Annotated in this window: 17 protein-coding genes, 2 tRNA genes and 1 pseudogene; 12 read left to right on the plus strand and 8 right to left on the minus strand. The window is 60.4% G+C overall.

The annotated features are described in order from the left end of the window. Positions 1–21: 21 nt before the first annotated feature. The 3 genes and pseudogenes from LB536_RS03045 to LB536_RS03060 all read right to left on the minus strand — a co-directional run bounded on the left by LB536_RS03045 (position 22) and on the right by LB536_RS03060 (position 2,648). A complete protein-coding gene (locus LB536_RS03045) occupies positions 22–597 on the minus strand; it encodes a hypothetical protein (RefSeq protein WP_224590083.1) in 576 nt (191 codons plus the stop codon). Positions 598–920: 323 nt separating this feature from the next. After that, positions 921–1,100, minus strand: a pseudogene (locus LB536_RS03055) (transposase); the annotation flags it as partial. Between the two features lie 216 nt (positions 1,101–1,316). After that, on the minus strand, positions 1,317–2,648 hold the full coding sequence (locus LB536_RS03060) for a hypothetical protein (protein ID WP_224590084.1): 1,332 nt from the start codon (positions 2,646–2,648) through the stop codon (positions 1,317–1,319). A 383-nt stretch (positions 2,649–3,031) separates the two neighbouring features. On the opposite strand from LB536_RS03060, the gene LB536_RS03065 reads away from it, so the two are divergent. Next, positions 3,032–4,147 (plus strand): IS5 family transposase, encoded by a 1,116-nt coding sequence (locus LB536_RS03065; RefSeq protein ID WP_224590085.1) that lies wholly within the window; start codon positions 3,032–3,034, stop codon positions 4,145–4,147. After that, positions 4,144–4,488, plus strand: coding sequence for a hypothetical protein (locus tag LB536_RS03070; RefSeq protein WP_224590086.1), 345 nt, complete (start codon positions 4,144–4,146; stop codon positions 4,486–4,488). Before LB536_RS03065 ends, LB536_RS03070 begins: the two co-directional genes overlap by 4 nt. Here the strand turns inward: LB536_RS03070 and LB536_RS03075 are convergent. The 3 genes from LB536_RS03075 to LB536_RS03085 all read right to left on the minus strand — a co-directional run bounded on the left by LB536_RS03075 (position 4,474) and on the right by LB536_RS03085 (position 6,367). Next, positions 4,474–4,788 (minus strand): hypothetical protein, encoded by a 315-nt coding sequence (locus tag LB536_RS03075; protein ID WP_224590087.1) that lies wholly within the window; start codon positions 4,786–4,788, stop codon positions 4,474–4,476. The genes LB536_RS03070 and LB536_RS03075 overlap by 15 nt on opposite strands. Before the next feature lie 784 nt (positions 4,789–5,572). Further along, the gene (locus LB536_RS03080) at positions 5,573–5,917 is read right to left on the minus strand and encodes a hypothetical protein (protein ID WP_224590088.1); all 345 of its coding nucleotides are present in this window, start codon (positions 5,915–5,917) and stop codon (positions 5,573–5,575) included. A gap of 375 nt (positions 5,918–6,292) precedes the next feature. Beyond that, positions 6,293–6,367: transfer RNA gene (locus tag LB536_RS03085), tRNA-Asn, on the minus strand. 222 nt (positions 6,368–6,589) lie between these two features. Here LB536_RS03085 and LB536_RS03090 point away from each other — a divergent pair. Further along, a complete protein-coding gene (locus LB536_RS03090) occupies positions 6,590–6,850 on the plus strand; it encodes a hypothetical protein (protein WP_140808826.1) in 261 nt (86 codons plus the stop codon). Positions 6,851–6,896: 46 nt separating this feature from the next. Here the strand turns inward: LB536_RS03090 and LB536_RS03095 are convergent, their stop codons facing one another. Continuing rightward, positions 6,897–7,148, minus strand: a complete 252-nt coding sequence (locus LB536_RS03095; RefSeq protein WP_140761439.1) for a hypothetical protein — start codon at positions 7,146–7,148, stop codon at positions 6,897–6,899. A 217-nt stretch (positions 7,149–7,365) separates the two neighbouring features. On the opposite strand from LB536_RS03095, the gene LB536_RS03100 reads away from it, so the two are divergent. The 9 genes from LB536_RS03100 to LB536_RS03140 all read left to right on the plus strand — a co-directional run bounded on the left by LB536_RS03100 (position 7,366) and on the right by LB536_RS03140 (position 19,994). Next, positions 7,366–7,439, plus strand: a tRNA-Cys gene (locus LB536_RS03100). A 90-nt stretch (positions 7,440–7,529) separates the two neighbouring features. After that, complete coding sequence (locus LB536_RS03105; RefSeq protein ID WP_224590089.1) at positions 7,530–8,198, plus strand: protein-L-isoaspartate O-methyltransferase family protein; 669 nt, start codon at positions 7,530–7,532, stop codon at positions 8,196–8,198. Positions 8,199–8,380: 182 nt separating this feature from the next. Beyond that, the gene (locus LB536_RS03110; RefSeq protein ID WP_140761433.1) at positions 8,381–9,766 is read left to right on the plus strand and encodes a TolC family outer membrane protein; all 1,386 of its coding nucleotides are present in this window, start codon (positions 8,381–8,383) and stop codon (positions 9,764–9,766) included. Between the two features lie 256 nt (positions 9,767–10,022). Next, complete coding sequence (locus LB536_RS03115) at positions 10,023–10,856, plus strand: PopZ family protein (RefSeq protein WP_224590090.1); 834 nt, start codon at positions 10,023–10,025, stop codon at positions 10,854–10,856. A 322-nt stretch (positions 10,857–11,178) separates the two neighbouring features. Then, complete coding sequence (locus LB536_RS03120) at positions 11,179–13,962, plus strand: valine--tRNA ligase (protein ID WP_224590091.1); 2,784 nt, start codon at positions 11,179–11,181, stop codon at positions 13,960–13,962. 360 nt (positions 13,963–14,322) lie between these two features. After that, on the plus strand, positions 14,323–15,459 hold the full coding sequence (locus LB536_RS03125) for an outer membrane protein transport protein (protein WP_224590092.1): 1,137 nt from the start codon (positions 14,323–14,325) through the stop codon (positions 15,457–15,459). A 398-nt stretch (positions 15,460–15,857) separates the two neighbouring features. Next, entirely contained in the window at positions 15,858–17,141 is a 1,284-nt protein-coding gene (locus tag LB536_RS03130; protein WP_224590347.1) for an OmpP1/FadL family transporter, read from the plus strand. Between the two features lie 290 nt (positions 17,142–17,431). Continuing rightward, the gene (gene ilvD / locus LB536_RS03135; protein ID WP_224590093.1) at positions 17,432–19,156 is read left to right on the plus strand and encodes a dihydroxy-acid dehydratase; all 1,725 of its coding nucleotides are present in this window, start codon (positions 17,432–17,434) and stop codon (positions 19,154–19,156) included. Further along, the gene (locus LB536_RS03140) at positions 19,143–19,994 is read left to right on the plus strand and encodes a tetratricopeptide repeat protein (RefSeq protein WP_140761419.1); all 852 of its coding nucleotides are present in this window, start codon (positions 19,143–19,145) and stop codon (positions 19,992–19,994) included. Before ilvD ends, LB536_RS03140 begins: the two co-directional genes overlap by 14 nt. 103 nt (positions 19,995–20,097) lie before the next feature. On the opposite strand, the gene LB536_RS03145 is transcribed toward LB536_RS03140, so the two are convergent. After that, positions 20,098–20,415: a hypothetical protein gene (locus LB536_RS03145; protein ID WP_224590094.1), complete on the minus strand. Its 318-nt coding sequence runs from the start codon at positions 20,413–20,415 to the stop codon at positions 20,098–20,100. Positions 20,416–20,445 lie beyond the last annotated feature (30 nt).

Consider the following 20,445-nt stretch of genomic DNA (forward strand, 5'->3'; position numbering starts at 1 on the left):
TTCACTCCCACATCTTCGTGGTCAGAGTGAATCACGAACCAGGAGCTGTCGCGAGCCCTTTTTCAACAGCCTGCTAGGGCTTGTAGGATTGTTGAACCGAATTTCTGGCACATCGCCGGCTAAGTGCCGCGGATTGAAACCTATATAGTACCCATTGATTTCTTTGTCTTTTCTAAGCGTCGTCACCGATAGCTCGACAGCGCTATAAGCTGCAGCCGAAACACCCACAAGAGTCTGATTTACCGCCTCGATATGTTTGGCCTTGATCGATAGATCATCTGCAACGTCACCCACCAGAAGTACGGACAGTTCGTTGAGGCTACTCGCGGCGGTCTCTAGCAGCATCTTGTTGTGCTGCATACTAAGCTGGAAATCTTGAGAGGGGGTGCCTGCTTTCTCGAAGCTGCTAGTGACGAACGACCAATCAGTCGAGATTTTCTGAAGCTCATCCGCAGCCAAAGGCAGATTTCTTTCCTTCAAACTGGAAAACGCGTCATTTGGAAATTTCACCGAAAAAAAATCTTGGGATTTGGCACTGCCCGCAACAAAGAAAATGCCAGCGACAACCGCGAAGCTGAAGGGTCTCAAAAGTGACATCACAACTGTGTTTTCACCCCCTATAGAAATCAAACATCTAGTTTCTGGTCCAAGTCGCTTTTTGTCAATTCAAGCGTCGTAGAGTTTCGCTGCCATCGCGGGCACGGTGCCTCCATCATAAACGGGGCCGCCGCCAATGGACCGCAATTTCGCCCGAGCCCTTTCGCTCGTCCTCAAATCCGAAGGCGGATGGTCGGACAATCCGGCCGATCCCGGCGGCGCCACGATGAAGGGCGTCACGCTTGCCACCTTCAGGCGCTTCATTAAGCCGAGCGGGACCAAGGCCGAACTGCGCGCCATCACCGACGAACAGCTTGCCGGTTCATCTGCCCTTGACCGGGAAACGCATGATGCGGATCGGTCGACAGCTCTCGCACCCATTTGCGCGGCACATTCTCATGAAGATCGAGGTCGCGGGCAGCCTGGGCCACCGCAACGCCCCGACCCTTGATCAATCGCACCGCCTCAAGCTTGAACTCGCGGCTGAACTTCCTTCGCTGCATTCCAACTCTCCAGTTCCGTTAAACACCTGTCTCGGTGTCCGAAACCGGCAGCAGGCCATATATCCACCGGTAGAAATTGCTGTCAGAAGCTCAGCCCATGAAGTACGGAATCCCATAAGTCTCCAAATAGGGCCCGCCGGAAACAAGCGTTGCGTTAAGATCAAGATCTAGTCGCTGACTTTGAGCGGCCGGTCCCGTTCCTGTGGCGCCTCAGCCCTATTCGCGACGCTTGGCGATCACGATGTCTACCTCAACGGTTGGGATGCCTAGCAGGTGACGCGCGAGCGATCCCGGTCGGCCCTCGGCCTTCTCTACGAGTTTTGCGTAAGGATCGCCAACGCGAAGCGCGAGCGCGTCATAGGTCAACCAGTCTGCCAGCGACCGAGATGCCAGCGCCACAGCTGCTCGAGCAAACTGTGCTCCAGAACCTTGATGCTCGGACAAGTCCGCCACGAGTTGGGTTGGAATAACTGGCACGCCGCGCCCGCCAAGCGGGGGACCATGGAAGAAGTATACACTCGAAGCTGTCTGCTTCTGTAGCGCACGACGTTGATTTAGTTTTATCGCGAAAGAGCTGTCCCAGGCGGGTTGGATGGCGGCCGCATGATCGCGATAGAGCCGTTTCGCCTGCACGAGCGTAACACGTCGACCCAAAGAAATTCCGTCAAGGATAGGATCAACGATCAGGCAAAGATCGGCGGAAAAGCTTTTGGCGCCCTTGATGCCGGCCTTGCCCTCCTCCGAGCGATCAACGTTGCGATAGCGCATGCTGACAGCAGCACGCCTGGGCGCGGAGGCCGCACGCGCAAGTGCCTCCAGGGCATTATCCAGAAAGCTGAAGCGCATCGCCAGCGTCGTGAATAGAGAGGATAGTATGCGATCCTCGCCCTCGTCGCCATGGGCTTCATAGTCCCGAGCGAATTGCATCTCGACCGATGTTATTGTTCGCTCGATTAGTTGCTCGACCGCGCGGTCGCCGAGCCACGTGCGAGCGGGCTCCTCAGTTGTTGTGCCGCTGCCCTCAATTACGGCAAGGCTCTGGATGAGGCCGCCGCCGGTCGTGAGTGCCGGAACGGTCAAGGGCGCAGCAAATTTGGCCGCCCGGACGGCGCGCGCTGCATAGCGGACCATCCGAATGGGGTGCGTCTCGAGCTCGATTAGCCAAAGGCGATCGTCGGCCTCCGCAACCGCGACGGCAGCGAACTGGGCGAGATCAGCCGTTCTGCTGTCGGCGAACCATAGCAAGGCTTCGATCACGGCTCGACGAAGCGCAAAATCACCAGCGATCGCGATGCGCAGCGTGTCCACATAAGCGGCGCGAACCTCGGCGGGACGTGACACAAGGTTGTCTCCCCAGCTACCCGATGTGCCGAGTAGTTCAAGGAGGATCGCCGCAACTTCGCGAACCTTGGTCAGCGGTTCTATAGCGCGCGCCACCTCGAGTCGTGCACCAATTGCCGTTTCAGACTCTTTAGATCGGTCGCCGGATCGCTCGAATGTAGCCCGCGGATCTGCATAGTCGGGCCGTGCTCGAAGCAGGGTCTGCAAGGCAACCCAAGGAGCCCAACTCAGGCCACGACCGATCGCCGCTAACAGCGGCGTAGCTAACGCGTCTGCACTTCGGTCGTTGCTGCGACGTCGCTCATTCCAGGCTTGGACCAAGAGGCGTGCCTCACCAATGGTGGCTGGTGCAAGGTAAGCCAGCAACTCATCGGACAGAGAGTAGTTGTGAGGATCGGAGAGCGCTGCGATCGTCTGCGATACAAGGACAGGCTCATTTCGCAGTTGCGGGAAAGCAGCGAAGATGCGCGCGCGGTCATACGAGTTAACTGCCTCGTTGGCGAGCGAGAGGACTAGCAGGTTGTTGAAAAAGGGCTCGCGACGGCCCCAGGTTCGTGATTCACTCTGACCACGAAGAGTGGGGGTGAATCGTGCGGGGCGGGGACGGACAGACGGGCGAACTGTTCAGCTATGTGGACCTGGAGGCGCGGGTGCGGCGGGATCACCCATTACGCCATGTTCGGGGGATCGTGAACGAGGCGTTGGTGGCGCTGCAGCGGGATTTTGCCGCGCTGTATTCGCCGATCGGGCGACCATCGATCCCGCCGGAGAAGCTACTCAGAGCGATGCTGTTGCAGGCGTTCTATTCAATCCGTTCTGAGCGACTGCTCATGGAACGGCTGGAATACGACCTCCTGTTCCGCTGGTTCGTGGGCATCGGCGTCGATGATGCAGCCTGGAACCATTCGGTGTTCTCGAAGAACCGCGACCGGCTGCTTGAGGGCGACATCGCGGCGAAGTTCCTGAGCGCCGTGCTGGCCCAACCCAAGGTGAAGAAGCTTCTGTCCACGGATCACTTCTCGGTCGACGGCACGCTGATCGAGGCGTGGGCATCGATGAAGAGCATGAAGCAGAAGGACGGGTCGGGCGAAGACCCGAAGGATGGTTCTGGCGAGCCGCCGTCAGAGGGCGGCGGGCGCAATGCCGAGGCAGACTTCCACGGCCAGAAGCGATCTAACCAGACGCATGCATCGACCACCGATCCGGATGCAAGGCTCTATCGCAAAGGGCGGGGCAAGGAGGCGAAGCTCTGCTTCATGGGGCATGGGCTGATGGAGAACCGCCACGGCCTGCTGGTCGATGCTTGCCTGACGCAAGCCGACGGGCATGCCGAACGGGTGGCGGCGCTGCATATGATCGAACCCTATGCCGACAGGCCGCAGGCAATCACGCTCGGCGCCGACAAGGCCTATGACACTGAGGACTTCATCAACGAGTTGCGCGCGATGAGGGTGACGCCACACGTGGCGCAGAACACCAACGGCCGTCGTTCGGCGATCGACGGGCGCACGACGCGGCACGGCGGCTATGCCGTCAGCCAGCGCATCCGCAAACGCATTGAGGAGGCGTTCGGATGGATCAAGATGGTCGGCGGGCAGGCAAAGACAAAGTTGCGTGGCCGCGACCGCGTCGGATGGGCCTTCACCTTCAGCGCCGCCGCCTACAATCTGGTGCGGCTGCCCAAGCTGTTGGCGGTGTCGACATGACCGCCCCGGCGGGTTGTAAATTGATCGGCCGCTGGCGGATCGTCGAGGCCGATCTTTGGGATCGCGATCATCTCGACCTTGTCGATTCCGCCACTATCACCATCGAAGCGGACAACCACGGTGAGATCGCCTTTGGCGCCCTGCAAGCTGGCCTCGATCTCAGTTATGGCCCCAATATGGTATTCTTCACATGGGCCGGCTTCGACGAGATGGACGAGGTCACTGGCGATGGCTCTGCTGAATTGCTTGACGACGGCTCGATCGAGATCACATTCGCCTATCACAATGGCGACGAGGCGATCCTCAAAGCCAAACGAGATACTTCTTCAACAGCCTGCTAGATCGTCCCAGCGGCGTTCGACGTGAACGACCACTCTTGCCAATAATGTGTCAACGTGGGCGTCGCCACGATTAAGACGATCGATGGCGCCCAGCAGAGCGACGACGACCTCGCAGTCGACCAATCGATCTGCGCGGGGGTCAGAGAGGGCAGCAACCGCCGTCTCCAAGTCCGCTTCGCGCAGTTCACGTTCGTGGATGACCATGATCCTGCGACGCACCGGATTGCGAAGCCGAGCGGGAAGCAGCAGGCCTATGACCGCCTTTAGGGTGTCGAGCGGCGCAACTGGGTCACCAGCCAATATGCGTCTCCTGGTTGCCATCGGATGCTATCGGGTATGCGTTCATGCGACTAGCTTCTCTGACCGGCGGTGTCTTTGGCCGGCTGCCGGCCGAGCCCACTTCTAAATTCCCAAACTTTTTTGCATTTTTTCATATTCAGCTTCCGCGTCGAAGGGCGGATCGGATATCCAAATCTCGGTCATATCCACGTGTGCGATCGGAACCCAGTCTTCCGAGGGAAGAGCTGTTGAGTCTTTAAGACGCACTCGAAGCGAGGCTGCAGGAATCCTCAAAGCATCCAACTGATCCAGTTTCCATAAAAATCTCATAGAAAAATCAGAAGGTCTCTTTCCTTCGCTAAGAAGCCGGGTCGCCTCGTGCAGTGCATGCCCAAACGACCAGTCGATGCTCAGTCTTGATGGTAGATCTGCTGTCGCGACAGCCAGCTCAAATTTTTGAACGTCACCCCGATCGATCCTCTGTGTGGCTCCAACTGGCCAAAGGCAGAGTATTTGGGCCCCGGCCCGTTCTCCGATTTGTTGCGGCGCGGTGTGCCCTAGCGGGTTGCCCCTCAGTAGGCTTGAAGAGGGCGAAGGCCGCCAGCGGAGCCTGGTGCCGAAACCATCCTCCACGCGAAAGCAAAGTGGCTCGTGCTACGGCCATTCCTTCGTCGCTGTAAAAATAAAGATAGTCGACGTCATCCTGCATTTTGCCCCGCTATCCCTGTTCACTCGCTGCAATCAATTGCCACAGAAAAAATTGGCACCGCGATTGGCACCGGCCCTACTCCTCGAGGGTGTCGTGCTATTCCGTCAAAGCCGAAAGCTTGCCCAGCAGGCTCTTAGCAATAAAGGCGTGTGGGTCAGCTCTCCCCAAAGCGCCATGGTACGACTTCTTAATCTGCCCTTCGACAATGTTTAATTTGCACCAATCGATAGCGTCGGTGGCCGCGCTGTAATCATCGTCGCGAAACCTGACGTCCCACCATACATCGTTGCCCAAGCGACCCCACGAATCCTGGTCCACGTCCCCACCAAACTTCATGTTGATGAGATGCGTGAACTGGAGATGGTCTAGGATCTTCGGGTCATCCATGTGGACGCTGAATCGGACGCGATATGGATGTGATTTAAGCGCGTATTCGATCATCCGATCTATCTCCAATCTGCATTCTGGTGAAATTGTGCGATGTGCTTTGTCGCAACCATGTCGCGTGGAATGCAGTGAAAATCAACGGGGGGATCAACCCGCGAAGCCCCAGCCAAAGGCGATTGCTACGCCGATCGTAACGCGGTCGCTAGGTTCCCGGCGAAACGTTACATCGCCGCCAAAGGCGCGCCAGATCGATCTCGGCTGAGATCTCCGGCAAGCAATCAGCCCATCAAAAGTTTGGTTCACAGGACACCCTCTCCTTCTGGCGATTCCGCTTGTAGATCGACACCTAGCGAAGTCGAGATGTGTAGATATGCTGTAGATCAGCCAATTTTCGGCTGTTCCTGAAAACTCTGTATGCCTTGGAAATGTTGGCTCCCCGGGCCGGATTCGAACCAGCGACCAACCGGTTAACAGCCGGTTGCTCTACCACTGAGCTACCGGGGAACGGAGGCTCTTTGAGCAAGTGGCGCAGCCTATAGCAAACCCGTTTCGGCTTTGCAAAGCAGCATTTCGCATTTTTCCGAGACTTTTTCGCGCGGCGGTTTCTCGCAATCGGCCTTGCCCACCCTCATATTAGCCGTCTTGGCGACAGGTGTGGAACCGAAAGGGCGGTCGCGGCTTCCGTAAAATGACATTATCGACCCCTCAGACAGGCAGTTCTTCGCGATGACGGCTGCGGACCAAAACCGGATACCCGTACGAAAGATCTTGGTTTTCGGGCGCGAATTCACCATGCCGCAGTCGCGCGGTCTCAGAATCACGATCGGCGCGCTTTTGACGATTGGCGGCATCCTCGGGTTCTTGCCGATCCTTGGCTTCTGGATGGTGCCGCTCGGGCTGCTGGTGCTCTCCTATGAATTCGCCATGGTGCGCCGCCACCGGCGCCGCCTGGTCGTCTGGTGGGAGCGGCGGCGCCGGCCGGATTGAGCAGCCGTCGGCCGATCCGTCTCGCATTGCTGTGCTTCGAAGAGAATCAATCCTGGCGCTGTCTCTCCGTGCCAGTGCCGGATTCCTCCGAATCCGGTTGCGCGCATGCCTTCAAATCCTCGCTGATCTCCTTCAGGACCGCGGAAGCCGATGCCAGACGCGCGCGGTCACGCGGTGAAAGCCTGCCGGTGCCTTCGATTCTCAGGCAGTCGATGGCGTAACGCACCAATTCCTCACACCCGAGCAGCGGCACGCTTTCGGTTTCTTGCGTTTCGTCCTTTGGTTTTGCCAGGGCCATGGCGCGGTCCTCCCTGTTTTTCAACGCAAGCCGGTGCGCGGCGTTTCGCTCGATCATCCGCCATGCTTAACGGATTGCTAATGTGAGTGAGCGACTGTGACGGCGATCTGACAGGGGCGGAGCCGGCGCCGAGGAAACCGTTCGGAATGCGTCGTGGCCGCTTGACGGCATTTTCGCCGCAACCTATTGGAACCGGGTGGAACGCCGGGAGCAATGAGGCCTCGTGGCGGAGTGGTTACGCAGAGGACTGCAAATCCTTGCACCCCGGTTCGATTCCGGGCGAGGCCTCCAATGCCCGGGCTCCCGCGCGTCAGCGCCGGAGCCTGAAGTTCCGGTCGACATGAACCGCGATTCTGACGCGGCAAGCAGATTGGTTGGAACATGAGCGCTGATTTTTCCGAACTTCGCGTCAAGATGGTCGATGGTCAGGTCCGCACCACCGACGTGACCAGCGCGCCGCTGCTCGACGCGATGCTTTCCGTGCCGCGCGAGGTTTTCGTCGGCGATCGCCAGCGCGATCTCGCCTATATCGACGGGGACATCCGCATCGCCGACGGTGCCGATGGCCCGCGATACCTGATGGAAGCTTCGCCGCTGGCCAAGCTGATGCAATTGGCCGAGATCAGCGTGGCCGATTCGGCGCTCGATGTCGGCTGCGGCGCCGGCTACGCCTCGGCGATCCTGTCGCGCCTGGCGAGATCCGTCGTGGCGCTCGAAAGCGATTCGGCATTGGCGCAAACCGCCGAGTCGACCCTGTCCAGCCTGGGCTGCGGCAATGTGACCGTGGCTCAGGGCGCACTGGCGCAAGGCCATGCGGCAAAAGCCCCTTACGATGTCATCTTCATCGGCGGCAGTGTCGGCAAAGTGCCGGCGTCGCTGCTCGACCAGCTCGCCGAAGGCGGCCGCCTGGTTGCGGTCGAGGGCCAGGGCAATGCGGGCGTGGCGCGGCTTTTTTTCAAGGCTGGGGGGGTTGTAACCGGTAGAAGGGCATTTAATGCGGCAATTAAGCCACTACCCGGGTTCGAACGTGAGCATGCTTTCGAATTCTGAATGATTTGGCCTTGCAGCAAAGGCTTTGTCATGTTCGCTTGCATTTGAACGATCGTTGCTGATCCCAGACTGGGGGCACTTTGGGCCGAGCGACAGGGAACATGAAACACGCCACGCCGGCTGCTCCAGAAGGAGAAGTCGGCGCGGCGCGGTTCCCATGGAAAACGAATGAGGGATATAACGTGCCGTCAGTACGCAAATCACTTTTCACCGCCGTCCTCGTGTCGGCGACCGCGCTATCCCCACTGGCTGCATCGGCTGAAACCATCACCGGTGCCCTTGCAAAAGCCTACCAGTACAATTCCACACTGAATGCATCGCGTGCCGGTGTGCGCGTCACCGACGAGAGCGTGGCCATCGCCAAGTCGGGCTGGCGCCCGACGGTTACCGGGTCGGCCAACATTGACTATACGAACACGCGCCAGGCAAATGGCGGCGGCAATTCGAAGCTGACAAGCGGCAGCTACGGCATCCAGATCAACCAGTTGCTGTTCGACGGTTTCCAGACGAGGAACAATGTCGCGGCGGCCGAATCCCAGGTCAAGGCGTCGGTCGAAAGCCTGCGCAACACCGAAGAGAACACGCTGTTCAGCGCGGCCACCGCCTATATGGACGTGATTCGCGACCGGCAGATCGCGGTGCTGACCCAGCAGAACCTGCAGTTCCTGACAGAACAGGCGCGCGCCGCGCGGTCGCGCTTCGACGTCGGCGAAGGTACGCGCACCGATGTCGCGCAGGCCGATGCCCAGCGCGCCTCGGCTGTGGCCTCGCTCAGTGCTGCCCGTGCGCAGGCATTGGCCAGTGCCGCGACCTATCACCAGGTTGTCGGCGACGAGCCGGGCAAGCTCAAGCCAGCCGCGCCGTTGGGACGGTTGCTGCCGTCGAGCCTCGACGCCGCGATCGCCATCGGCTCGGCCGAACATCCGGCCATCCTTGCCACCCAGCATCTGGTCGACGCCGCGGCGTTCTCGGTGAAATCGGCCGAGGGCGCGCTGTTGCCGCAGTTGTCGGCGTCGGCCGGTATTTCGGAAAACTACCGCAAAGCCATCCCCGACGTGACGGGTTCCAACGGCAATTCGACCTCGGCCAATATCGGCGCGACGCTGACCATCCCGATCTATTCCGGCGGACGGACCTCGGCGGTCGTCCGGCAGGACAAGGAGTCGCTCGGGCAAGCGCGCATCCAGGTCGACGTCAGCCGCGACCAGGTGCGCCAGGCCGTCGCCACGGCATGGTCGCAATACACCGCCGCGCAGCAAAGCGTATCCGCCAACAGGCAAGTGATCGAAGCCGCACAGCTGGCGCTGAACGGCGTCATCGAGGAACGCAATGTCGGCCAGCGCACGACGCTCGACGTGCTCAATGCGCAGGCTACCCTCATCACCGCCAAGATCAACCAAGCCAATTCCGAACACGACGTGGTCGTGGCGAGCTATGCCATCCTCTCGGCGGTCGGCCGTCTGTCGGTCGACCGGCTTGCGCTGCAGGTGACGAAGTACAGGCCTGAAGAGCACTACAACGCCGTCAAGGACAAGTGGATCGGCCTGCGCACGCCGGATGGCCGCTAGGTCCTTCGTTCGAACGGCGTTTCCGGGCTGGGCGATTCGACCGGAAACGCGGGACTGTCGTTGTCCCTCGGTTGATTGCTGACGGGGAGCCGTCATACGGCTTTGGCGGAATCGCTCTAATCTGTTGAAATCCCACATGTCCCCAGATTGGGGATTCTCGTGCGGCGATCCGTCGGTTACGCTGTCACCATGATTCGAATCCGGCTTTTGCCGGAGCGGAAACCTGCAACGGGTCACAAGGGCGGCGGATGTGACGATGGCAACGGCAAGCAGCGCACAGCGCGAACCCTCCATGGAAGAGATACTGGCTTCCATCAGGAGGATCATCGAAGACAGCGACAACGGCCGCAAGCAGCCCGGCGAGACCGACGAGTTGCAGCAGGACCTGGAGCCCGCGCCGAGTGCTGTTGCGGCTGCGGACATCGACGCGTTCCGCGCCGAACTGCATGCTGTCCCCGAGGTCAGGAAACCGGCCGCGACGGCGGAAGTCCGGACGCCAGCCGCACAGCCGGTGATCGCACGCACGGAAGCGCCGCCGCGTGCCGACCCGGCCGCGGACAGGACGCCGACGACACTGGCCGAGGTCAGCGCCCGGATTGCCGCCGAGCCGATGCCCAGCCGCGACGCGCCGGCGGCTCCCGCGGAGGTTGCGACAAGTGAGGCTATCGTCGCCGATTGGCGTCGCGAGATCGCGGCGGTTGGCGAGCAAGCCAAGGCGATGCCGGACCGGAGCATCCGCAAGCCAGCGGCACAGCCGGAGGTGTCGGCGAGCGAAACGGCGGCGGAATCTGCGACAGAGCAGTCTTCGTCGATCGATGCTCCAACGGGCACGGCTCAGGCGCGCGCGGCGGCAAACGAAGCGCATGCGGTGCGTCCCGCGATTCTTTCCGAACATGCCGGCCGGCAGGTTGCGGCCGCCTTCGGCGAACTGTCCGACGCCTTTGCAAGCCGCAGCAAGAAGACATTCGACGAGATGGCCGAAGAAATGCTGCGGCCGATGCTGCAGGACTGGCTGGACAACAATCTGCCGACGCTGGTCGAAAGACTGGTGCGCGAAGAGATCGAGCGCGTGGCACGCGGGGCGCAATAGCGTCCAGGCCTGCATTCCCGAAGAAACGCCGCCGTCGAGGCGGCGTTTCTCGTCGTGGCGAGGTCAGCCGCTGGTCGCCGAACTGGCGAAGGCGATCAAATTGCCGTCGGGGTCGCTGACAATGAACGTGCGGGAACCCCAGGGCTCGGTTCGCAGCGATGCCTCGGGCTCAAGATGCGGTCGCCGCGCGCCTTTCGTTGAAATGACCAAGGCCGCGCCTATCTGCTTGTAAAGGCCCAGGCGGCCCTCGCGGTTGACTTGGCCAAGACCTTCCGATTTACACCGAACCAGCAAAATTCCCGACAGCGCGGACCGTTTCCCCATGCTTGAAAAGACTTACGACGCCAAGACCGTCGAGCCCAAGATCGCCAAGGTGTGGGAGGAAGCCGACGCGTTTCGCGCCGGCGCGGGGGCGGAGGAGGGGGCCGAGGCCTTCACTATCGTCATTCCGCCGCCCAATGTCACCGGCTCGCTGCATATGGGCCATGCGCTCAACAACACGCTGCAGGACATCCTGGTTCGCTTCGAGCGCATGCGTGGCAAGAACGTCCTGTGGCAGCCCGGCATGGACCATGCCGGCATCGCCACGCAGATGGTGGTCGAGCGCCGGCTGATGGAAAAGCAGATCCATCGCCGCGATCTCACCCGCGAAGAATTCATCGAGAAGGTGTGGGAGTGGAAGGCCGAATCGGGTGGGTTGATCTTCAACCAGTTGAAACGTCTCGGCGCCTCCGCCGACTGGTCGCGCGAACGCTTCACCATGGACGAGGGCCTGTCCAAGGCCGTGCTCGAAGTGTTCGTCACGCTCTACAAGGAAGGGCTCATCTACAAGGACAAGCGCCTTGTGAACTGGGACCCGAAACTGTTGACCGCGATCTCCGATCTCGAGGTCGAGCAGCAGGAGGTCAACGGCAATCTCTGGCACTTCCGCTATCCGATCGAAGGCGCGACTTTCGATACGGAAAACCCGAAGACCTTCATCACCGTGGCGACGACGCGCCCCGAGACGATGCTGGGCGACACGGCTGTCGCGGTGCATCCCGACGATGAGCGGTTCCGGCATCTCGTCGGCAAGAACGTCGTCCTGCCTATCGTCGGGCGCAAGATACCTGTCGTGGCCGACGAGTATTCCGATCCGGAAAAGGGGTCGGGAGCGGTCAAGATCACGCCGGCGCATGATTTCAACGACTTCGAGGTCGGCAAGCGCCACAAGCTGCCGGCGATCAACGTCCTGACCGTCGAGGCCGCCGTTACGCTCAGGGATAATGAGGACTTCCTCGCCGGCATCGATGTGACGCCGGAGCGTCAAGCCGTGTGGGACGGGCTCGACGGCCTCGACCGCTTCGTCGCGCGCAAGAAGATCGTCGAACTGATGGAGGCCGGCGGCTTCCTCGACAAGGTCGAGCCGCATCGCCATACCGTGCCGCATGGCGACCGCGGCGGGGTGCCGATCGAACCGTTCCTCACCGAACAGTGGTATGCCAACGCGGCCGAACTCGCCAAGCCGGCGATTGCCTCGGTGCGCGAGGGGCGCACCAATTTCGTCCCGAAGAATTGGGAAAAAACCTATTTCGACTGGATGGAGAACATCCAGCCCTGGTGCATTTCGCGCCAGCTCTGGTGGGGGCATCAGATCCCGGCCTGGTATGGGCCGGACGGGCACGTCTTCGTCGAGAAATCCGAGGAAGAGGCGCTGAGTGCCGCCATCGAATATTATCTGGCGCTCGAAGGGCCGTGGAAGGCCTGGGTCGAGGACAAGCTCGAGACCTTCAAGCCCGGCGAGATCCTGACCCGCGACGAGGATGTGCTCGATACCTGGTTCTCGTCGGCGCTGTGGCCGTTCTCGACGCTGGGCTGGCCGGACCAGACGCCGGAGCTGAAGACCTATTACCAAACCGACGTGCTGGTGACCGGCTTCGACATCATCTTCTTCTGGGTTGCCCGCATGATGATGATGGGCCTGCACTTCATGGACGAGGAGCCGTTCCACACCGTCTATGTGCACGCACTGGTGCGCGACAAGAACGGGCAGAAGATGTCGAAGTCGAAAGGCAACGTCATCGATCCGCTCGACCTGATCGACGAATATGGCGCCGACGCGCTGCGTTTCACGCTTGCCGTGATGGCGGCGCAGGGGCGCGACGTGAAGCTCGACCCGGCGCGCATCGCCGGCTATCGCAATTTCGGCACCAAGCTGTGGAACGCGACACGCTTTGCCGAGATGAACGAGGTCGCGCGCAACGACGATTTCTGGCTGAACGACGCCAAGCTGGCGGTCAACCGCTGGATCCTGACCGAGCTGACGCGCGCCGCGCGCGAGGTCACCGACGGCATCACCGCGTATCGCTTCAACGAGGCGGCTGGAGCCGCCTACCGCTTCGTCTGGAACCTGTTCTGCGACTGGTATCTGGAACTGCTGAAGCCGGTGTTCATGGGCACGGACGAGGCCGCCAAGGCCGAAAGCCGCGCCTGCGTAGCGTTCGTGCTCGACGAGATCTACAAGCTCCTGCATCCGATGATGCCGTTCATGACCGAAGAACTGTGGGCGCAGACCGCGGGCGAGGGCAAGGAACGCGCCTCGCTGCTGTGCCATGCCGCGTGGCCGTCGCCGGATTTCGAGGACGCTGAAGCGGCTGCCGACATCAACTGGCTGGTCGATCTCGTCTCCGGCATCCGCTCGGTGCGCTCGGAGATGAACGTGCCGCCGGCGGCCATTGCGCCGCTCGTGGTGGTCGGCGCCAATGACGTGACGCGCGAACGGCTGGTTCGCGAGGAGTCGGCGATCAAGCGGCTGGCGCGTGTCGGTGACATCTCGCTCGCCGATACGGCACCCAAGGGCTCGGCGCAGATGGTGCTCAACGAGGCGACGATCTGCCTGCCGCTTGGCAGCCTGATCGACCTCACCGCGGAGGCCGCGCGGTTGCAGAAGGAACTGGTCAAGGTGACCGAGGAAATCGCGCGCCTGCACAAGAAGCTGTCGAATGAGAAATTCGTCGCCAGCGCGCCGGCCGAGATCGTGGAAGCCGAGCGGGAAAAGCTCGCCGAATATCGCGACGCCCAGGACAAGCTTTCAGTGGCGTTGACCAGGGTTCGCGACGCCGGCTGAAGGGCAGATTCGCCTATGACGCCGGGGCGAATTCCCATGCGTCACCTGCCTCGAAAATAGGCATTCCGTTGCGTTAATATTGACGTAAACGGAAACTTTTAGCCCCATTGTTGCCATAATGTAACAATGGGGCTAACTCCCTTCAAAACTAGCAGTTTTTGAGCCTTTTAGGGCTATTTTTGTTCATTTTGTCGGCTGGCTGGACGTGCCGCGGGCCATTTTTGCTCCTGTGGCACGGTTCTGCATTTTCTCGAAAATGGGTTTGGCGAGCATGTACATGTACGCCTCGGCACTTCGTTGTTGCGCCGTTAACCTGAATTGGTTCTAGCTTGACCCACTAGTTATTCGGGGAGGACATCCATGACCAATTTGCGTCTGAAAGCACTGCTGGGGGCAGGGTGCTTTTCGCTGGCTTTGATGGGCTCGGCGCACGCTGGCGGCTTCTCGCGCGGCACCGCCGACACCGACATTCTTTTTGAAGATGGCAACTTCAACATGCGCACGAGCGTGACGTATGTCGCGCCCACCAGAAAATATTCTGTGAATCAGCTCAATCCCTATCTGGTCGGGGAGAATTACGCGGACGCCTATGCCATCCCTTCGGCCGCTGTGAAATTCAAACTGACAGACAACCTTTCTTGCGCAGGCACTCTGACAGAATCGTATGGCGGCAGCGCGACATGGCCTCTTTCCAGCGGCACCCTTGGGAAGCTGAACGAAGATTTCACCATGTATGAATATGGTGCTACCTGCGCTGTGAAGTTCGATCTTAGCAAGGGGCGCATCTGGCTGCTCGGTGGTGTCTACAACGAAGTCACCAACTATGCGCTCGTTGCGGGCGCTCCGCTTGGCACCAACATCTCCGTCTTGGGTATAAAACTCCACGACAGCAATTTTGGTTGGCGCGCCGGTATAGCCTATGACATTCCGGAAATCGCGTTTCGCACGCAGTTGATGTACCGGTCTGGTGTCGACATCGATGCCAGCGGTACGGGAAGTCGTTTGGGGGTGAATCTCCCTAGCGGAGCGACGGGGCAAGCTAATTTTCCTCAGTCGGTGGAGTTCAAAGCGCAGTCGGGTATAGCTCCGGGCTGGCTGGCTTACGGCAGTGTAAAGTGGACGAACTGGTCGGTTACAAAACAGCTCGTTCTAAACGTGCCTGATCTCGCATTGGTGAGCGGCAATCAGTATTACTGGCGTGATGGCTGGACCGTCACAGGTGGTATTGGCCACAAGTTCAATGATCAGTTCTCCGGAACTGTCTTCGCGTCCTATGACCGTGGCGTAAGCACAGGTTGGGACCTGACTGGCGACAGCTACACCATTGGCACCGGCCTTTCGATGAAGGATAAATTGGGCGGCGAACTTCGACTGGGCGTCGCCGCGGTCTATTTGGCATCGGTGTCGGAGACCCAGTACACGCCTTCTTTCCTCAATCGTACTGTTCAGGGCGATTGGGGCTACGCACTGTCGGGTGGCTACAGCATCAAGTGGTAAGTTTTTAACGATGTCGACCGACAAGGCCGGGCAATGCCCGGCCTTGTTGTTTGGCCCGTCTTAGGGCGTTCCGAAAGCCTTTCTGCCGGCGCATATTAGCTTCGATGCGGATGTTGTCGTTGACGTAAACGGAAGTTTCGCCGCGATGTTGCCGTAATGTAACAGCGTGCAAATCGATCGCCAGCATGCGTTTTCGCATCGGCACGGATTTGATTTTAAGAAGTTTTTTTCAGTTTTGCACCGAAATCGGGGCTTTTTCCATTGGCGATGTCCTCCGGCACCAGTCGGACGAGCGCGTCCAGAAAATATGCACACGTACGCCTCTTGAAATCGTTGTTGCGTCTCCCACGCGAATTGGTTCTTGCTTGGGTTGTGTTCGAATTCGGGGGAGGAGACTCATGGACAGGCTGAAGGCGCTGCTGGGGGCAGGGTGCTTTTCACTCGTATTGATCGGCTCGTCGGTGAATGCGGCGCATGCCGGCGGCATCGAACGTGGCGGTTATGACATCGACCTTTTGTTTGATCCGGCCCCGTTCACAGTGAACGCCGATGCGACCTACGTGTCACCACAGCGCAAACTGAAGAACGCGGTGGATACGTCCGGAAATCCCGCCCCGTTGAGCGGCAAGAACTCGACGCGCAACACCGACGACTATTGGGTACCTTACTTCGGCGTCAAGGCGTCGCTCGGTCATGGTGTGGATTGCTTGCTGGATTACTCCCAGCCATGGGGGGCGAGTTCGAGCCCGGGCATCTGGAACGGCTCATATTCCAACATCGAAACCAACATCAAGAGCAACAATTACGCCGGTACCTGCTCCTACAAGATGGATGTCGGCAAGGGTCAACTTCGCTTCATCGGCGGCGCTTTCTATCAAGAAGTCTACGGCTACAAGACGAGCTATATCGACGGCGTTCCAGACCTTTCGGGCATCTTCCCCGTTCCTGCCAATTTCGTCGGCCGTGTCGATCTGAAGGGCGACGGCTGGGGTTGGCGAGCCGGTGTCGCCTACGAAATTCCCGAGATCGCTTTGCGCGCCAGTCTCGTCTACAATTCACAAGTCAAGCTCGACATTTCGGGCACGCTCGATACGACATCCCTGGCTCCGATTGCGGCTTTCCTACCTGCCGGCTCTTCCGCGCTGACCGATATTTACGGTACGGCGAAGATGCCGGATTCCGTGGAATTGAAGCTTCAATCCGGCATCGCCCCAGGTTGGCTTGCTTTCGGTTCGATCAAGTGGGTCAATTGGAGCGTGCTGCAAAGTGTTCCGATTTGCTCGGAGGCAAGCAAGGGTCTCGCACCCTGCACGTCGGTTTCCCCTAGTCCTGTCAGGCTAACCTCGCTCGACCTGATGTATCGCGATGGCTGGACGGTCACCGGCGGCATTGGCCATCAGTTCAACGAACAATGGAGCGGTGCCGCGCAAATCTCTTGGGATCGTGGCACATCGCACGGATATGGCGACCAGACCGATACCTGGACGTTGGGCGGGGGCGTCGCCTATACGCCGCGACCCAACATCGAACTCCGTCTGGCGGGCGCAATCGGGGTGCTGACCAGCGGCCATTCTGGAGTGGTGGTCGATGCCATCGGCTATCCAGCCGGGACCGAGGTCAGCTACGACTTCGGCAATGATCTGGTGACGGCGGTTTCCGGCGGTCTCAAGATCAAGTTCTAACATTATGAATATTATAAGAAAAGGCCGGGCATCGCTCGGCCTTTTTTGTTTGAGCCGGCCTTGCCGACAAGTCTGTTATCCAAGCTAAGCTGCATATAAGCCGCACCTCGGCCGCATCGTACAAATGTGACGTTTTGGCAACACTTTTTGAACAACCCCTCCGCTAAAGGTCAGGCCGAGAAAATTGCCCATTTCCCGCCATAAACCCGGCGCACCTCGAACTCGTTCCGGGACACGCGCCAAAAGGCTCGGCGATGGGGCAGGCCGCACCGCCCGCGGCAAGGATGAGAATGGACGCCAAGGTCATTTCAAAGGCTAAGCTCCCTAGCCGCTATGTGACTGTCGGTCCGGCGCGTGCGCCGCACCGCTCCTATCTCTATGCCATGGGCCTGTCGGCGGCTGAGATCGCGCAGCCGCTGGTCGGCGTCGCGTCCTGCTGGAATGAGGCAGCGCCTTGCAACATCTCGCTGATGCGCCAGGCACAGGTGGTCAAGAAGGGCGTGGCCGCCGCCAACGGCACGCCGCGCGAATTCTGCACCATCACCGTCACCGACGGCATCGCCATGGGTCACCAGGGGATGAAGTCGTCGCTGGTGTCGCGCGAGGTCATCGCCGATTCGGTCGAACTCACCATGCGCGGCCATTGCTACGACGCGCTGGTCGGTCTCGCCGGATGCGACAAGTCGCTGCCCGGGATGATGATGGCCATGGTGCGGCTCAATGTGCCGTCGATCTTCATCTATGGCGGTTCGATCCTGCCGGGCAGCTATCGCGGCCGCCAGATAACCGTACAGGATGTGTTCGAGGCGGTCGGCCAGCATTCGGTCGGCACGATAGACGATGTCGAACTGCTCGAAATCGAGCAGGCCGCCTGTCCCTCGGCCGGTTCCTGCGGCGCCCAGTTCACCGCCAACACCATGGCCACCGTCGCGGAGGCAATCGGTCTCGCGCTGCCCTATTCCTGCGGCGCACCGGCGCCCTACGAAATGCGCGACCGCTTCAATTTCGCCTCGGGCGAAAAGGTCATGGAGTTGATCGCCAAAAACATCCGGCCGCGCGACATCGTCACGCTGAAGGCGCTGGAAAACGCGGCGACGGTGGTTTCAGCCACCGGAGGCTCGACCAATGCGGCGCTGCACCTGCCGGCGATCGCGCATGAGGCGGGGATCAAATTCGACCTGTTCGACGTGGCGAAAATCTTCGAGAAGACGCCTTACATCGCCGATCTCAAGCCAGGCGGCAAATATGTTGCCAAGGACATGTTCGAGGCAGGCGGCATTCCGCTGCTGATGAAGACGCTGCTCGATCACGGCTATCTGCATGGCGATTGCCTGACGGTCACTGGCCGTACTTTGGCCGAAAATATGGAACACGTTGCCTGGAATGAACACCAGGATGTGGTCCGCCCGGCCAACAGACCTATTACCCAAACCGGCGGTGTCGTGGGCTTGAGAGGAAATCTTGCCCCCGAAGGCGCGATCGTGAAGGTCGCGGGCATGGCGGAGTTGAAATTCTCCGGCCCGGCGCGCTGCTTCGATTCGGAAGAGGAATGTTTTGAGGCGGTGACGAACCGCGCCTATCGGGAAGGCGAGGTTCTGGTCATCCGCTATGAGGGACCGCGCGGCGGCCCGGGCATGCGTGAGATGCTGTCGACGACCGCGGCGCTCTACGGCCAGGGCATGGGCGGCAAGGTGGCGCTGATCACCGACGGCCGCTTCTCCGGCGCGACACGCGGCTTCTGCATCGGCCATGTCGGCCCGGAAGCGGCGGTTGGCGGTCCGATCGGTCTCATCAGGGATGGCGACGTGATCTCGATCGACGCGGTGAACGGCACGATCGACGTGGCGCTGTCCGATAGCGAGTTGGCGGCGCGGGCGAAGACATGGAAGGCGCGCACGACCGACTATCAGTCGGGCGCGATATGGAAATACGCACAGACGGTAGGGTCCGCCAGGGATGGCGCGGTCACCCATCCGGGCGGTGCGAAAGAAACACACTGCTATGCGGATATCTGAGTTGTTGAAGTCAACACCAGAGTTGTTGAGGTCATCCGTCCTTTCGGCACTGGTCGCGGTTGCGATCTTTGGCGCCGTGGGCCAGGCCATGGCCTTCGACGACAAGGTGTTCGACGACAAGACCGGCGTCAAGCCGCAGTCGAGCCCCTGGGCGGTGTTCCAGTTCGGTTTCTCCGCCTACAAGAGCGGCCACAAGGAGCAGGCAGCCGAGGCCTATAAATACGCCGCCGAAAACGGCCAGATCGGCGCCACCTGGAAGCTTGCCCGCATGTATGCCGAAGGCGACGGCGTGGCCCGCGACGATTATGAGGCGTTCAAGTTCTTCTCGGAGATCGTCGACCAGGACGTCGAGCCCGGCTCTCCGGAAGAAAGCTACGTCTCCGACGCGCTGGTGGCGCTGGGCGACTATCTGCGCAAGGGCATTCCCGGCAGCCCGGTCACCGAGAACGAAGTGGCGGCGCAGGAATACTACATGCGCGCCGCCGCCAACTACCGCAATCCGAACGCCCAGTTCGAGATGGGCCAGATGTTCCTGAAGGGCGAGGGCGGCGTGAAGGCCAGCGTCAGGCAGGCCGGGCGCTGGTTCCAGCTCGCCGCCGAGAAGGGCCATGCCGGTGCGCAAGCGACGCTTGGCCACCTGTTGTTCCAGAGCGGCAAGATCGTGCGCGGCCTGGCGATGATGACCGCGGCCCTCGAGCGTGCATCGCCGGCCGATCAGCCCTGGATCCGCGGCATGCAGGAAGAGGCCTTCGCCGCGGCCGGCGAAGCCGACCGCCGCACCGCGATCTCGCTGGCGGACGACATCCTGACCAAGGGCAACAACGCCGATCAGGAGTAGGGTCGACAACCCTATTTCTTCACGGCCCTCGCGGAAATTCTTCAATCTGGAAACATGGCCGAGCGGTCGCTTGCAAAGCAACACCGCCCGCCACTCGAGGCACTCATTTCTCGGTCGGCTCCGTCGGTGCCATGCTTGCCGCGGGTGTCGAGATCGGCCTCACGTGCAGGTGCGGCGCCGTTGTGTTTGCGGGGCAGCTATCGCCAACCTTGGTCCAGGATGTGTTGTTCAGCACCATATCGCAGCGCGCCAAATGACTCTGATCGGCAACCGTCAGGCAGGCGACCTGGCCGACGGCATAGGATTTTCCATTGGCAAGACATTCCTGCGCGGCGAAGGCAGGCACGATCGCGGCCGTAGCGAATGCCAAGCCGATCGGACAAAGAGCAAATCGAATGGTCATGGGAACCCCGGCCGCCATGATGATCTCCCATCATGCGTCGGAATGTGG

The organism is Mesorhizobium sp. ES1-3 (assembly GCF_020164795.1).
GTDB lineage: Bacteria > Pseudomonadota > Alphaproteobacteria > Rhizobiales > Rhizobiaceae > Mesorhizobium.